Source organism: Salipaludibacillus daqingensis, from assembly GCF_029891575.1.
Lineage (GTDB): Bacteria > Bacillota > Bacilli > Bacillales > Salisediminibacteriaceae > Salipaludibacillus > Salipaludibacillus daqingensis.
On the sequence record NZ_JARZHF010000001.1, the window covers coordinates 581,856 to 597,358 of the forward strand.

12 protein-coding genes, 1 other RNA gene and 1 other annotated feature are annotated in these 15,503 nt (G+C 37.5%); of the genes, 2 read left to right on the top strand and 11 right to left on the bottom strand.

Going from position 1 to position 15,503, the window contains the following annotated elements; all coding sequences use genetic code 11:
• Positions 1 to 56 precede the first annotated feature (56 nt).
• Positions 57 to 1,388, top strand: coding sequence for an AAA family ATPase (locus QDN89_RS03025; protein ID WP_280768594.1), 1,332 nt, complete (start codon positions 57 to 59; stop codon positions 1,386 to 1,388).
• Between the two features lie 96 nt (positions 1,389 to 1,484).
• Positions 1,485 to 2,171, top strand: a complete 687-nt coding sequence (locus QDN89_RS03030) for an RsfA family transcriptional regulator (protein ID WP_280768595.1) — start codon at positions 1,485 to 1,487, stop codon at positions 2,169 to 2,171.
• A gap of 55 nt (positions 2,172 to 2,226) precedes the next feature.
• Here QDN89_RS03030 and QDN89_RS03035 read toward each other — a convergent pair whose 3' ends face one another.
• From QDN89_RS03035 to QDN89_RS03085, 11 genes are all read right to left on the bottom strand, one after another.
• Positions 2,227 to 2,946 carry a LutC/YkgG family protein gene (locus QDN89_RS03035; protein ID WP_280768596.1) on the bottom strand — a complete coding sequence of 240 codons (720 nt, stop codon included), beginning with the start codon at positions 2,944 to 2,946 and terminating at the stop codon, positions 2,227 to 2,229.
• On the bottom strand, positions 2,943 to 4,376 hold the full coding sequence (locus tag QDN89_RS03040) for a LutB/LldF family L-lactate oxidation iron-sulfur protein (protein ID WP_280768597.1): 1,434 nt from the start codon (positions 4,374 to 4,376) through the stop codon (positions 2,943 to 2,945). Before QDN89_RS03040 ends, QDN89_RS03035 begins: the two co-directional genes overlap by 4 nt.
• Positions 4,377 to 4,390: 14 nt before the next feature.
• Positions 4,391 to 5,113: a (Fe-S)-binding protein gene (locus QDN89_RS03045; RefSeq protein WP_280768598.1), complete on the bottom strand. Its 723-nt coding sequence runs from the start codon at positions 5,111 to 5,113 to the stop codon at positions 4,391 to 4,393.
• Between the two features lie 197 nt (positions 5,114 to 5,310).
• On the bottom strand, positions 5,311 to 6,900 hold the full coding sequence (locus QDN89_RS03050) for an L-lactate permease (RefSeq protein WP_280768599.1): 1,590 nt from the start codon (positions 6,898 to 6,900) through the stop codon (positions 5,311 to 5,313).
• Positions 6,901 to 7,301: 401 nt separating this feature from the next.
• Positions 7,302 to 8,075 carry a tRNA threonylcarbamoyladenosine dehydratase gene (locus QDN89_RS03055; RefSeq protein ID WP_280768600.1) on the bottom strand — a complete coding sequence of 258 codons (774 nt, stop codon included), beginning with the start codon at positions 8,073 to 8,075 and terminating at the stop codon, positions 7,302 to 7,304.
• Between the two features lie 215 nt (positions 8,076 to 8,290).
• A non-coding RNA gene (gene ssrS / locus QDN89_RS03060) (6S RNA) lies at positions 8,291 to 8,476 on the bottom strand.
• Positions 8,477 to 9,003: 527 nt separating this feature from the next.
• Complete coding sequence (gene aspS / locus QDN89_RS03065; RefSeq protein ID WP_280768601.1) at positions 9,004 to 10,791, bottom strand: aspartate--tRNA ligase; 1,788 nt, start codon at positions 10,789 to 10,791, stop codon at positions 9,004 to 9,006.
• A gap of 28 nt (positions 10,792 to 10,819) precedes the next feature.
• On the bottom strand, positions 10,820 to 12,082 hold the full coding sequence (hisS, locus tag QDN89_RS03070) for a histidine--tRNA ligase (protein ID WP_280768602.1): 1,263 nt from the start codon (positions 12,080 to 12,082) through the stop codon (positions 10,820 to 10,822).
• Positions 12,083 to 12,210: 128 nt separating this feature from the next.
• Positions 12,211 to 12,446: a binding site (T-box leader), on the bottom strand.
• Between the two features lie 73 nt (positions 12,447 to 12,519).
• Positions 12,520 to 12,690, bottom strand: coding sequence for a hypothetical protein (locus QDN89_RS03075; protein ID WP_280768603.1), 171 nt, complete (start codon positions 12,688 to 12,690; stop codon positions 12,520 to 12,522).
• 61 nt (positions 12,691 to 12,751) lie between these two features.
• A complete protein-coding gene (gene dtd / locus QDN89_RS03080; RefSeq protein ID WP_280768604.1) occupies positions 12,752 to 13,195 on the bottom strand; it encodes a D-aminoacyl-tRNA deacylase in 444 nt (147 codons plus the stop codon).
• 21 nt (positions 13,196 to 13,216) lie between these two features.
• A complete protein-coding gene (locus tag QDN89_RS03085; RefSeq protein WP_280768605.1) occupies positions 13,217 to 15,400 on the bottom strand; it encodes a RelA/SpoT family protein in 2,184 nt (727 codons plus the stop codon).
• Between the last annotated feature and the right edge of the window lie 103 nt (positions 15,401 to 15,503).

The following is a 15,503-nucleotide window of genomic DNA, read 5'->3' on the forward strand; positions in this document are numbered from 1 at the left end:
ACGACTATATAACTATAATCACTCGGTATCGAGTCTTGAAAAAGGTGGTAATATACATGGATTTATTTAATTACTCAAGTCACCAACAACCAAAAGGACCATTAGCGTCAAGGATGCGTCCGAGATCATTAGAAGAAGTCATCGGCCAAGAGGAAATCATTGGTCAAGGAACATTGTTACGAAGGGCTATTGAAGCTGACCGGTTAACACCGATGATTTTCCATGGACCACCGGGCACTGGAAAAACGACGTTAGCACGAGTGATTGCTAATACGACAGCAGCGCGCTTCGAACAGTTAAATGCGGTTATTGCAGGAATTAAAGATATACGTGAAATTGTAAAAAAAGCGAAAGATAGATTGTCATTTGAGGATGAGAAAACCGTCCTTTTTATAGATGAAATCCATCGCTTTAACAAGGGACAACAAGATGCATTATTACCTTATGTGGAAGATGGAACCGTCATTCTCATAGGTGCTACAACTGAAAACCCAATGTTTGAAGTGAACCCTGCCCTCATTTCTCGTTCTCGTCTGTTTAAACTACAATCCTTGTCCGATAATGAAGTAAAGCGAGTGATCAAACAAGCTTTAGAGGATGAAAAGCGTGGATTTGGGAATTATTCAATTCATATAGATGATGATGCTTATTCTCATATCGTTAACATTGCAAACGGCGATGCCAGAACTGCATTAAATGCTGTGGAACTAGCTGTATTAACAACCGACCCTGGTGAAGATGAAGTTATTCGAATTGACTTAACAACAGCGGAAGCATCGATTCAGAAAAGAATGATTCGTTACGATAAAGCTGGTGACAATCATTACGACACGATATCGGCATTTATTAAGAGCATTCGTGGTTCAGACCCAGACGCAACCCTGTATTGGCTAGCTAAAATGATTTATGCAGGAGAAGATGCTCGCTTTATTGCTAGAAGACTATATGTCCATGCGGCAGAAGATATCGGATTAGCTGATCCGAACGCGTTATTAATAGCGGAAGCTGCTTTTCAAGCCGTGGAATTCATCGGTATGCCAGAAGCACGAATTCCCTTAGCGGAAGCAGCTCTTTATTTGGCAACCGCCCCTAAAAGTAATGCGGTAATCAAAGGAATTGATGATGCTTTACAAACCGTAGAGAAAGAAAAAACAGGAGAGGTCCCTGTCCATCTTCGTGACGCTCATTATAAAGGTGCAGCGAAACTAGGCCATGGTAAAAACTACCTCTATCCACATCATTATGAAAATCATTATGTCGTCCAACAATATCTCCCTGACCATCTTAAGGAAAAGACTTTTTATAACCCTTCTTCAAGCGGCTACGAAAAAACCGTTCAAAAGCGACTTGATTATTTTTCTCAAAGAAAAAAGAACGATAGACAATAGTTTTTTAGTTAGAACAATCTCTCTTAGTATACTTTCAAGATACTTTGTCCATCTTAATAGAAACGAACAAGTTTCTAATAGAAAGGGATGGACGAAATGAAAGTAAGACAAGATGCTTGGTCACATGAAGATGACCTACTATTGGCAGAAACCGTTCTTCGACATATTCGAGAAGGTAGTACTCAGTTAAATGCGTTTGATGAAGTAGGAGATGCTCTAAACAGAACTTCTGCAGCATGTGGTTTTCGTTGGAATGCGGTTGTAAGAGATAAATATGATGAAGCAATCAAACTAGCAAAAAAGCACAGAAAACAACGAAAACGTCGACTAGCACAAGAATCAAAACCCAATGTTTATAAGCAATATCAACCGAAAGTAGAAGCGACTCCTTCGATGATTGAAGAATTCAGTCACGAAGTAGCACCAGCGGAACCAGTTGCTAGACAAGAATACAATCGAAAAGATGATTTTAAAAATGACCTTACTAACGACATGACAATTGAAAAAGTGATCTCATTTTTGCGAAACATGCAAGGAAATGGATCGAAAGAAACTATGTTAGAGAATGAAAATCAAGAATTGAAGAGAAAAGTACATGAATTAGAATCTGCTTATTCTCAGCTTGAGAAGCAATATCAAGGAATAGAAGAGGACTATCAATCCATCATTAAAATCATGGATCGAGCAAGAAAGATGGCCATTTTAGAAGAGGATCCTGAAGAAAAACATGCAGCCGCCTTTAGAATGGATAAAAACGGAAACCTTGAGAAAGTTGCAAAATAATAGATAAAGTGCACTAATCAATATGATGAGTGCACTTTATCATTTGTGATCATTTTTATTTATCATCTATAACGATGTACGTTGCTTTTACAGGTCCATGAACACCAACTACAAGCCGTAACTCAATATCTGCTGAGTTACTCGGTCCAGAGATGAAATTGATGCATGATGGCATCCGTCCATTTTTTTGGGCAATTTCGTGAATTTTATCTGTCGCTTGTGTCATTCTTGGAACAAGCGTACTCTTTGGAATAATCGCCAAGTATTTTTCTGGAAGAAGACTTACCGAACGACCTTTTCCATTATCACTATGCAAAACACAAGTCCCAGACTCAGCTAATGTCACATCTGAAAAAGTAATGCCGATATTTGCTTGTTCCGCTTTTTCAATGTTTCGTTTCCCTAAATCTTTATTCCATTCATGGACGGAAACACCTGATTTTTTTTGATTCTCCAATGCTTCACGTAAACCATATTCATCAAAACGTGGATCTTTCCAATGAACGATAGATTTTCCACCTAGGTCATTAATTATTTTCGGGAACATTTCCTTTAATTCCGCTTGCGTTGTCACAACGACATTCGTATGAATATTTTCGCATTGTAAAACGAATTGATCGAGCAACTCGTCTTTTGATAAACCATCAAAAACTTCATACTGAGGAAGTTTGCTCCACTTCGGTAGCTCTACTTTTTCCGTCCTCCGTTTTCTCCCTAACTGATCAGCAATTTTACGCAAAAATTTATCTTTATTATGAATTGTACCTGTCGTCATGATTTACCTCCTCCTTTTTCGCGGTTTACATACCATTTCCTGAAGGTATCACCCGTTGGTTCAGGAAGATCGCGGATATCCGTCCACAATTTTACCGGACCTGGACCTTTTCCATGACCATCTTCTCCTTTTGCAACATGACCGATAAAAGAAGGAGCCGAACTTGAACCTATTTTATATACACTAGGATTACTTGCTGCATACGCATAACCTTTCATCGCTAACTTTTCTCCAAAGCTAGATTTTCCTGATTGCTCCACAATGACTCGTCGATGTTCAACGAGAAGTTCATGTAACGGTATTTTAACAGGGCAAGCGTCCGTACAAGCTGCACACAGCGTTGATGCATAAGGGAGTTCTTTATGGTCATCATACCCTTCAAGCAAAGGAGTTAGAACAGCTCCAATTGGTCCTGGATAGATGGATCCGTATGAGTGCCCTCCAACATGACGATACACTGGACACACATTAATACAAGCTGCACAGCGAATACATTGTAACGCTGATTGAAATTGGGTTCCCAAAATTTTAGAACGTCCGTTATCAACTATAACGACATGAAATTCTTCTGGTCCGTCCACATCTCCTTCTTCCTTTGTTGCCGTTAGTCCAGTAATATAACTCGTTAATTTTTGACCTACCGCACTGCGACAAAGCATGCTTACGAGAATATCTAACTCTTTCCATGTCGGAACAATTCTTTCCATGCCCATAACCGTAATTTGCGTTTTAGGTAAAGTTGTCGCCATTCTTGCATTTCCTTCATTTGTCACCAATGAAACTGTCCCTGATTCTGCTACAGCAAAGTTACAACCGGTAATTCCGACTTCAGCTGATAGAAAATCCTTTCTCAACTGTTCCCGTGCAAATTGTGCTAATTCGTTAGGATCAGATGATTTGTCATACTTTCTTTTATCACGGAATGTATCTCTAATTTGTTCCTTATTTTTGTGAAGAGCTGGAACGACAATATGTGACGGTGGATCATGATCGTCTAATTGGAGAATCCATTCGCCTAAATCCGATTCCACAACGTTACAACCTAACTCTTCTAACGCTTCATTCATACTAATTTCTTCAGTCACCATTGATTTCGACTTGATAATATTTTTCGCTTCTTTCTTTTTTACCACAGAAGTAATGTATTCATTTGCTTCCGCAGCATCTTCAGCAAAAAAGACATGACCACCTTGTTTGGCTACGTTTTCCACAAATTGATCTAAATAATAATCTAAGTTCTCTAATGTATGCTGTCGTATTTCTTCGGAAAGATCACGCCAGTCTTCCCAGTTTCCCATTTCTTCTGTCGTTTGTGTTTTCCGCCCTTCCAAACGCGTTTGGGCCTCTTTCACAGCTTTTCTCATGAATTTATCATTGATCCCTTTATCTACCCGTTCAAAAAACTTGCCTTCTCCTATTTTCACACCCATGCTTTCACCCCCATTTATGCTTGACTATTTAAAACTTCGGCAATGTGCATTACTTTAATCGGTTTCCCTTGACGTTCGATTCTTCCACCAATATTCATCAAACAACCTAAATCTGCTCCTATTAAAACTTCTGCATCCGTTTCTTCAATATGTTCTACCTTTTCATTAACCATTTGTTCTGAAATAGGAACCATTTTCACACTAAACGTACCACCAAAACCGCAGCACTGCTGTTTGTTAGGAAGCTCTGTGAATTTCAAACCTTTTACATTCTCCAATAATTTCATTGGGGCTTCTTTTACTTTCAGCAGTCGAGTCATATGACACGACGTGTGATACGTTACATTGCCATGAAACTCTGCTCCGACATCATCTACTTTTAAAACATCAACGATAAACTGAGTTAACTCAAAAGATTTATCAGATAATGCTTTCGCTCGTTCTTGCCATTCAGGGTCTTCGGAAAATAATTTCGAATATTCATGTAACATTGTCACACAAGAGCCTGATGGGGATACAACGTACTCTGCCTCTTCAAATGTTTTTATCATATGTTTGGCAACATCACGGGATTCACGGTGAAACCCACTATTAAATGCAGGTTGCCCACAACAAGTTTGCTTTTTCGGAAAGTCTACTTCACATCCCAAACGTTCTAGAATTTCCACGGTACTTTTTCCGACAGACGCCGGATAAACAACATCTGCTAGACATGTTAAAAACAAAGAAACTTTCATAACATATCCTCCTCTTTAGTTTTAGTGGTAAGGTCATCTGATGACTTAAGATAAAATAAAATACTTTATTAATAAGTTTATATCAAAAGTGAGTTTTAAAATAGAGCTGTCTCTCATTTTTTATTACTTGTTTTATTTATCGCTATATAAATATTTGGAAAAAGGGGAGGAATATACTCCCCTTTGAAGAGATTAGATTACATAAACCAAAGTAATACTGTTCCAGCTATTCCTATTAACAATCCGTATACAAGTGCCGGAGCTAGTGTTTTACGGATAATTTCCCCTTCTTTTCCTACCAATCCTACAACGGCGGAAGCGGCAACAACATTATGCACACATATCATATTTCCTGCCGCTGATCCCGCTACTTGTTGAGCTAAAATAACGTTTGAATTTAATCCCATCTCCATTGCAACATTATATTGAATCGGAGAGAAGGTTAGTGTTGATACCGTTGCACTACCAGTAATAAACGCTCCGAGTATTCCAAGGTATGGTGCAACAAAAACCCACATTCCTCCAAGAGTAGAAGCCATCGATAAAGCGATGTATTCCGGCATCGCCACTAAGTCATTTGCATTGATTCCAGAGTTAGTAAATACTTGCACGAGCGCTAACGTAGGAACTAATGCTAGAGCAGCACCTTTAATCGAATTAAGCGATTCTTTTGATGCTTGCCCAAACACTTTCAACGTTTTTCTCTGAGTAAATACAGAAATTAATGCTGCGACAACGAGAACTGCCCCTGGTGAATACAGCACTTGCCAAGCAGAACCAACACCCTCAAACCCTAGAATATTGTTCCAACTTAAATCAATTGCTGTTTGAGCAAATTCTTGTACAGCTGGTACGATTCTTGTAAGTAACAGCAATGCAACAACGATGAAGTAAGGACTCCACGCGGATACAAGACTCATCTCAGATTTTTTCGTCTCCGCTTTAAATCCGTCAGCAAGAGCATCTTGCCATGTAGCTTTTGGAAGTAAGAATTTCTTTTTAGCTGTAATAGTTGCGATAGCTATCGCTGTGATTGAAGCAAGAATGGAGACAAATTCCGGTCCGAATAAGTAAGCGTAAGCTGCTGCTGAAACACTGTATGATGCACCAACAACTAGCGCCCATGGCAACATAGACAATGCACTAGATAATCCTTTTTTCTTTCCGAATGCAATCGTCAGAACAAGAATAATTATGAATGGCATTAATGTTCCAACTAATAAGTCCATTAACGTAATTTTTATACCGATATCTTGGAAAAATGCGATTCCTGCTCCTTCTATGTTACTTAAACCAACAACGATCGGCGTTCCAACTGCCCCGAATGAAACAGCAGTACTATCTGCTATTAATGCTGTTGTTGCAGCTGCAAGCGGTGTGAAACCTAATGCTACAAGTAAAGGCCCTGTAACAGCTGCCGGTGTTCCAAATCCAGCTGCTCCCTCTATTAAACTACCAAACAAGAAAGCAACGATAACCACTTGAACACGCATATCCGGAGATATATTCCGAAAACCTTCGTTGATTCTATCTACTGCTCCTGTATGCTTTAATGTATTTAATAAGACAATAGCACCGAATAAAATAAATAAAATAGTTATGGCTCTATGCGTACCTTGTAAAATAGAAGCGGATAAGATATCGAATTCTAATCCCCAAACAAAAAAACCAAGTAAAATAACAATTATTGCACTGTATAACATTCCTTTTCTTGCTGGCATTCTCAAAAGCACTAAAAATACAAATGGTGCTATGATTGCGCTAAAAGCTGTTAGTAGTAGTAACATAATATCTCCCCCATTTAAATTGACAGTCACGTTAGTATTTTAGTAAGTTCGCCCTTCCCCTTAAGACTTCTCCTCCCATCTTCATCAGTCAACTTAACAGCTGATCATCTGATGACCTTATGTAAGTGCTTTCATTATAAGAAATGTTTTGCATTAATTCAATACAGTATGACAAAATAAATATAACGCTTTCACTTGTATATACAAAAAACACATTCTTTAACCTTTATAATAACGATAGAAGTTAACAATTAGTTAGTAATGTTAATTAATTCACATGAAAAACCGCACTATTGCTCAATAAAACACAAAGTTTTAGAGAGATATTTCACAAATTATTTATAATAATTTTAAATATCAACACAAAATGATAACAGTGCAAAAAAAGAGTGAGGTTTCCCTCACTCTCCATCACGACGTTCTATATGAATATCTTCTAACAACGATGTAATAACATGTCCAGCCATAATTAACCCAGATACGGATGGAACAAAAGCATTGGATGATGGTGGCATTTTCGCCTTACGAATCGACCCTTCCTCTTGTTTTTTAGAAACAATCTCTTGCCGAATTTCTTCCCTTATTTGAATAGGAGATTCTTCCGAATAGACAACATTAATCCCTTTTGTTATCCCTAACTTTCTAAGCTTTCTACGAATGACCTTTGCTAGTGGATCATACTTCGTTTCAAATATATCAACTATTTTCAATTGGGTTGGGTCCATCTTGTTGGCTACGCCCATGCTTGAAATAATTGGAATGTTCCTATCTAAACATTCTTTCATTAGATGTACTTTATAACTTACAGTATCTGATCCATCTACTACAAAATCCAAATCGTAGTTAAAAAATTGTTCGTATGTTTCTTCTGTGTAAAACATTTTCAATGCGACAACTTCACATTCTGGATTAATATCAGCAATCCGTTCTTTCATCAAATCCACTTTGGGTCTTCCAACAGTCGATAGCAGTGCATGAATTTGTCGGTTAACGTTTGTAATATCTACATCATCTTTATCAACTAATACGATTTTCCCTATTCCTGAGCGTGCGAGAGCTTCTGCTGAAAAAGAACCTACACCACCAACTCCTAATACAGCAACAGTGCTGTTCTTTAATTGTTCAACGCCATCTTTACCGATAGCTAGTTCATTTCTTGAAAATTGATGTAACATCTATGTCGACCCCTTCTAGTTAAGTATCAATTAGAAACTATACCACAATTTAAACTGGAAACCTAGTTCATTAAAGGTTTTGAACGATATTCCGATCAGATTACTTTGATCTTCTTGGACATATCATAAACATACATATGCGTCGAAAATTTATACTATTTAATGCATAAAATAAAAAAACACCTTCTCAGGTGTTTTTTTAATATAATAATGTTAAGAGTCCCGTGTATGCCGTTTAAAGACTTTAGCTTTGAACCTGCATTGGCAGGTGGGTGCTCTACCCACATCTCCTAACTTCCCTAAAATCTTTCTAGGGCGTGTTATTTAATATGAGACGTCAAGCTCCCGATGTTGAAGTGTTGGCTCAAGACGCTAAGTAATGACGCACATCATAGGACCCTTAAAAATATAAACTGACTATACTTATATAATACATAACCCTTAACCAAAATGCAACTGAAATCAACTAATAAAATATGTGAAGATTTCGTTAACAAGTTGATCTTATATAAATTCTCTCAAGTTCATTATACATGAGATGAACAATTAATCAACGTGTTTTTTTAATTTTCAGACTTTTTACCTGTCAATGACCTCTCAAATGGTAGGTAGATCCTAAAAAAAGCTTAAAGCCAATTCCACACGTAAACCTTCGTTTTTATGCTTTAGTCCTTTAACGAAGTTAAACTTACTTCATGTATAAAAAAGAAACCCTTTTTTGTCCTTTAAAACTAAAAGGCGCTATACAACTCGCTTACTGCCTTTCACCGTCCACGCTCTCTCGCTTCGGTCACTATAACCACCCTTTACTTCCCGAATACGCGGCCACAAGTAACTGAAAGGCGCTATCTCCTTCACTTAGCCCGCTACACTAAAAAAAGTGCTTCCGATGAAATTCTCATCAGAAGCACTATCCTAATTTATTAATTTATTCTTTATTTTCTTTTTTCTTTGGCTTAATAGATAAATGTAAATCATCTAATTGAGCATCACTAACATCATTAGGTGCATTCGTTAACAAGCAGCTTGCACTTGCCGTTTTAGGGAATGCAATCGTTTCTCTAAGGTTACTTCTTCCGGCTAATATCATAACCAAACGATCTAACCCAAGAGCAATTCCTCCATGTGGAGGTGTTCCATATTCAAAAGCATCTAACAAAAACCCGAACTGACTTTTTGCTTCTTCTTCTGAGAAACCTAACGCCGTAAACATTTTTTCTTGTAAGTCCCTCTCATAAATACGCTGAGAGCCTCCACCTAGCTCATAACCGTTTAAAACAAGATCATAGGCTTCTGCTCTTATATTTTCTGGAGACGTTTCTAACAAGCTCTCATCCTCTTTTATAGGTCTAGTGAATGGATGATGTTCTGCAACATAGCGATTCGAATCTTCATCGTAAGAAAGAAGTGGGAATTCCGTTACCCATAAGAAGTTATATTCATCATGATTAACAAGTTCTAACTCTTTAGCAAATTTAATACGCAATGCCCCTAAAGCATCCCAAGCCACTTGCTTTTTATCTGCTATAAAAAATAAAATATCTCCCGCTTCTGCCTCAAAACTTTGGATCAATTCAGTTGACGCATCAGCATTAAAGAATTTTGCAATTGGCCCTTTTAATGTATTTTCTGACTCTACCTTCACCCACGCTAATCCTTTTGCACCATATATCCCAACGAAGTCACTTAGTCCATCTAAGTCTTTTCGTGAGTAATTATCAGCGACTCCTTTCACACATATCCCTTTCACAACTCCACCATTATTAACGGTGCTGGCAAAAACTTTAAAGTCACTGTTTTGCACTAGCTCGGAAACATCAACAAGTTCCATTCCATAACGTGTATCTGGTTTATCCGAGCCAAAGCGATTCATCGCTTCATGATACGTCAATCTAGGGAATTGTTTAGGAACATCTTTTCCTTTCAATTCTTTCAAGATAGTACCCATCATTTTTTCCATCATCGCTATTAAGTTTTCTTTCCCCATAAAAGACGCTTCAATATCTACCTGTGTAAATTCCGGTTGACGATCCGCTCGGAGGTCTTCATCTCTGAAACAGCGAGCGATTTGGAAATATCTCTCAAATCCAGACACCATTAATAACTGTTTAAAAAGCTGAGGTGATTGCGGTAGTGCATAAAACTGACCGTGATGAACACGTGATGGAACTAGGTAATCACGGGCACCTTCTGGTGTGCTTTTCGTAAGCATTGGTGTTTCTACTTCCATAAAACTTTCTTCATCTAAAATATCTCGGATCATTTTTGTTGTTCTATAACGCAGCTTCATCGTTTCATACATTTTAGGACGTCTCAAGTCCAGGTAACGATACTTCAATCTTACATCTTCAGAAACTTCTACATCATCTTCAATCATAAATGGAAGACCTTTTGCTGCGTTAAGTATTTCAATTTCTTCAACCATCACTTCGACTTTCCCAGTTGAAATAAGTTCATTGAAATTATCTTCGTCTCTTTTTACTACCATTCCAGTTACTTCAATAACATACTCGTTTCGAACTTTTTCCGCTATTTCCAAAGCTTCCGGATATTTTTCACCATTAAACACTACTTGCACATGACCTGAGCGATCGCGTAAATCAATGAAAATAACTTGCCCTAAATCACGACGTTTTTTAACCCATCCTTGTAAAGTGATTTTGTTTCCAACAAGTCCTTCTAATACTTCACCACACGTATGTGTTCGTTGACTCATAATAAATCCCTTCCTTCTTCAAGCCTATTTATTTTTTTATTCTATCGACAACTTCATCCATAGGAACAAGCTCTTGATGGCCTGTTTCCATCGTTTTAATCATCACGCTATTTTTTGACAATTCCTCTTCCCCTAAAATCAAGACGAAGTCTGCGTTCTGACGATCGGCCGTTTTCATTTGACCTTTCATTTTTTTATCCATATAATCACCATCTACTGTTAAGCCTTCTCCCCTTAGTTTATGAAGAAGTTTAGGAGCAGCATTTTTTGCTTCATCACCCATTGTTACTAAATAAGCGTCTAGACCTTGTTCGATAGGAAGAACCACGCCTTGAGTCTCCAATGCCATGAGAAGTCTTTCTAGACTTAAAGCGAAACCAATACCTGGAGTTGTTGGACCACCAATTTCCTCCACAAGTCCATTGTATCGACCTCCGCCCGTTAAGGTTGTAATCGCACCAAATCCTTCTCCATCAATCATTATTTCAAAAGCAGTATTGTTATAATAATCAAGCCCACGAACAAGTGTTGCATCGACTTCAAAAGCGATATTCATATCGTGAAGGAACTTCTGCACTTTCGCAAAATATGCTTTTGAATCATCATTAAGGTAATCGAGAATCGATGGCGCACTTTCCATTAACTCATGATCTCGATCTACTTTACAATCCAAAATTCGTAATGGGTTCTTTTCTAAACGAGCTTGGCAATCACTACAGAACTCTGTAATTCTCGGTTTAAAATGTTCAATTAACGCATTGCGATGATTCGTTCTGCTTTCTTTATCCCCTAAACTATTGATCACAAGTTTCAAATTGGTGAGCCCTAATTCTCTATAAAAGTCCATCGCTAAACCAATCACTTCTGCATCAATAGCCGGATCATCACTTCCCATTGCTTCCACGCCTAATTGAACAAATTGTCGCATTCTTCCTGATTGGGGGCGTTCATAGCGAAACATGGGACCTATGTAGTAAAGTTTCACAGGTTGATTTGCCCATCCATGCATTTTGTTTTCTACAAAAGACCTTACAGCTGAAGCTGTTCCTTCAGGGCGTAACGTTAAACTTCGTCCACCTCGATCTTCAAACGTGTACATTTCTTTTTGGACAATATCAGTTGTATCCCCAACCCCTCTAGCAAACAATTCTGTTTGCTCAAATACAGGTGTGCGAATTTCTTGATAATTATACCTTTTACATAAATCATGAGCTTTCTTTTCAATATATTGCCATTTCTTTGATTGTTCAGGCAAAATATCTTGTGTTCCTCTTGGTATTTTATACTTCATTCCTTCTCCTCCTTGCTTTTTCACGTAATTGTTTCAAACATTTATATCAATGAGAAACCGTACATCACTTTAACGCTTTAATGTACAACAATTAAATAAAAATATAAAAAACCCCCATCCCTGACGTTGTCAGGGACGAGAGTTTATTCCCGTGGTGCCACCCTAGTTGAAGCATGCGCTTCCGCTTTAGCTCAGTTAACGCCTGACTACGATTTTTCCTAGTAAGAGGTTTCTCTTCTCTATTCAGAAAAATACCTAAGGAGTGTTCATTCATAAAGGTTCAAATAGAAATGTTTCCAGCCTTCGACATTTCTTCTCTGGTTTTGAATAAGTCTTTATTACTCTGCTCCCTCAATGGAATTTCATATTGCACAATTTTAATCTATCATACGAATAGTTAGTTCCTATGTCAACCTCTATTTCAGAAAATAATATTCTTAATTACGTTGCAAATGTTTTTTTAAACTCCGAACTTCTGGATTTGATAAACCCGCTCCAAGTATGTCCACAGATCGCTCAGAATCAGATGCCATAAACCGATATAAATCTGAGTGAATCAATCGATTTGATAACAAACCTTTCTGTTCGTGGGTATATCCCGCTCTCATGGAGTAACCTCCTTTTTTAGCTCAGTTTAGCCAAAAAGACAAAGAATTACTCCTAAAAACACTATTTACTTTCAACAATGAGTGTAACAGGACCGTGATTTGTAAAAGATACTTCCATCATTTCACCAAACTTTCCCGTTTCAACAGGAAGATTATGGTCCTCTCGTAACAAGTAATTGAAATGTTCATATAATTTTTCTGCTTGAGCTGGTTTTGCGGCCGCCATGAAATTTGGTCTTCGTCCTTTGCGTGAATCTCCGTATAAGGTAAATTGAGATATAGACAAAATTTGTCCTTTTACATCTTGAATAGATAAGTTAAGTTTGTCTAGATTATCCTCAAATAAACGCAAGTTAGCTATTTTGTTCGCCACATATCTTACATCTTCTTCTGTATCTTCATGTGTGATCCCTACTAAAAGGACATAACCATGATCAATGGAACCTTGAACTTCTTCATTTACTGTAACTGTTGCTTCTAATGAACGCTGAACGACAACGCGCATACTTCAATCTCCCTCTTTCATTTAATGCATAATTCTTCGTACGGAATAGATATCAGAAATCTGTTTTATTCGATCAACAACTCTTTGTAGATGAGAAATATTTTGTATAGAAATACTCATATGAATTGTTGCCATTTTATTTTTATCTGATTTACCAGACACTGCATTTATATTTGTTTTCGTTTCTGCTACTGCTTGCAAAACATCGTTTAATAACGCTCGTCGATCGTAACCTGAAATCTCAATATCGACGTTATAATTTTTAGGCTTTTGTTGATTATCTTCCCATTCAACAGGGAGGAGTCTAGTGTTATTTTCCTCATTAACAATATTTGGACAGTCACTGCGGTGAATGGAGACACCCCGACCTTTTGTAATATACCCAACAATTTCATCACCAGGTACAGGATTACAACAACGTGATAAGCGAATTAAAAGATTATCTACCCCTTTCACTTTCACACCTGTGCTTGTCTTTGGTGATGTCTTCTCTTGTGATTTAATTTCTTCAACTGCTTCAGATAATGATTGAGACTCTTGTTCCTCATCTTGTTTTTTCCGAATATCATCTGTTAATCTCGTAACTATTTGCGCTGCAGTTATGCCACTATAACCAACCGCTGCATACATATCCTCTTCAGAAGTAAAACTAAATTTATCAGCTACGCGATTAATGTTTTCGTTTGTTAACACATCTTTTAATCGATAACCTTTTCGTTCAATTTCTTTTTCAACTAGGTCCCGGCCCTTATCAACATTTTCTTCCCGACGTTCTTTTTTAAACCATTGGCGAATTTTATTTTTCGCATGAGAGCTTTGCGTGATCTTTATCCAGTCTTGACTTGGTCCATAAGAGTGTTTGGACGTAAGTACTTCGACAATATCACCTGTTTTAAATTGATGGTCTAAAGGTACCATCTTTCCGTTTACTTTTGCTCCAATACATCGGTTACCTACTTCTGTGTGAATTCGATAAGCAAAATCTAATGGAACAGACCCTTTGGGAAGTTCGATCACGTCCCCTTTTGGCGTAAATACAAAGACCATATCTGAAAATAAGTCAATCTTTAAAGATTCCATAAATTCTTGAGCATCATTCGCATCATTTTGCCACTCGAGAATTTCTCTAAACCAAGACATTTTCGTTTCTAATGATTCAGAATCATTAACGGTTTTTCCTTCTTTATAAGCCCAGTGAGCTGCAACCCCAAATTCCGCGACTTTATGCATATCCTCTGAACGAATTTGCACTTCTAAAGGATCCCCTTTTGGTCCAATAACTGTCGTGTGAAGGGATTGATACATATTCGCTTTAGGCATCGCTATGTAGTCTTTAAATCGCCCTGGCATTGGTTTCCAATGCGTGTGGATTGTCCCTAAAACGGCATAACAATCTTTAATACTTTTCACAATGATTCTAACTGCAAGAAGATCGTAGATTTCGTTAAACTGTTTATTTTGGATAACCATTTTACGGTAAATACTATAAATATGCTTTGCACGACCGTTAATTTCCGCTTTCACGTTCATTTTTTCTAGGCGCTCTTGAATCTGGTTTGTTACTTCTTGAACATAATCTTCCCGTTCAGCACGCTTCTTTTTCATCAAGTTTACGATTCGATAGTATTGCTGAGGATTCAAATATCTTAACGCTGTATCTTCTAGTTCCCATTTAATTGCTGAAATACCTAACCTGTGTGCAAGAGGGGCAAAAATCTCTAATGTTTCATTTGCTATTCTACGTTGTTTTTCAGGTGGTAAATGTTTAAGTGTTCGCATATTATGAAGCCTATCAGCAAGCTTTATAAGAATGACACGAATATCTCTTGCCATCGCTACAAACATTTTTCGATGATTTTCTGCTTGTTGTTCTTCTTTAGATTTATATTTAATTTTCCCTAGCTTCGTTACACCATCAACAAGCATGGCGACCTCTTGACCAAAGTCTTTTTCCAAGTCTTCTAAAGTTACGGTTGTATCTTCTACCACATCATGTAGAAAAGCTGCAGCTATTGTATTTGGATCCATTCCTAGCTCTACAAGAATACCGGCTACTTGAACGGGATGCCAAATGTACGGTTCACCAGATTTGCGATACTGTTCCCTATGGGCATATTCCGCCATCTGATAGGCTTTCCGTATAAAATCCACGTCTTTATCTGGTAAGTATTCATTTGCTTTTTGGAGAACTTGTTCGCTAGTCATGAGATCACCTTGAGTTTCTTTGGATTAGTAATGAAACCATTCTATTGTTTCTTTTTTATACTATTTCTTTATATATATTCTTCTCTTACATCGTTTATTTAAT

Bases quoted from the DNA above. Each gene is read 5' to 3' on its own strand.
- QDN89_RS03075 (WP_280768603.1), bottom strand. From the start codon at position 12,690: ATGAGAGCGGGATATACCCACGAACAGAAAGGTTTGTTATCAAATCGA.
- QDN89_RS03085 (WP_280768605.1), bottom strand. From the start codon at position 15,400: ATGACTAGCGAACAAGTTCTCCAAAAAGCAAATGAATACTTACCAGAT.
- hisS (WP_280768602.1), bottom strand. From the start codon at position 12,082: ATGAAGTATAAAATACCAAGAGGAACACAAGATATTTTGCCTGAACAA.
- QDN89_RS03030 (WP_280768595.1), top strand. From the start codon at position 1,485: ATGAAAGTAAGACAAGATGCTTGGTCACATGAAGATGACCTACTATTG.
- dtd (WP_280768604.1), bottom strand. From the start codon at position 13,195: ATGCGCGTTGTCGTTCAGCGTTCATTAGAAGCAACAGTTACAGTAAAT.
- QDN89_RS03045 (WP_280768598.1), bottom strand. From the start codon at position 5,113: ATGAAAGTTTCTTTGTTTTTAACATGTCTAGCAGATGTTGTTTATCCG.
- QDN89_RS03055 (WP_280768600.1), bottom strand. From the start codon at position 8,075: ATGTTACATCAATTTTCAAGAAATGAACTAGCTATCGGTAAAGATGGC.
- aspS (WP_280768601.1), bottom strand. From the start codon at position 10,791: ATGAGTCAACGAACACATACGTGTGGTGAAGTATTAGAAGGACTTGTT.
- QDN89_RS03025 (WP_280768594.1), top strand. From the start codon at position 57: ATGGATTTATTTAATTACTCAAGTCACCAACAACCAAAAGGACCATTA.
- QDN89_RS03040 (WP_280768597.1), bottom strand. From the start codon at position 4,376: ATGGGTGTGAAAATAGGAGAAGGCAAGTTTTTTGAACGGGTAGATAAA.
- QDN89_RS03035 (WP_280768596.1), bottom strand. From the start codon at position 2,946: ATGACGACAGGTACAATTCATAATAAAGATAAATTTTTGCGTAAAATT.
- QDN89_RS03050 (WP_280768599.1), bottom strand. From the start codon at position 6,900: ATGTTACTACTACTAACAGCTTTTAGCGCAATCATAGCACCATTTGTA.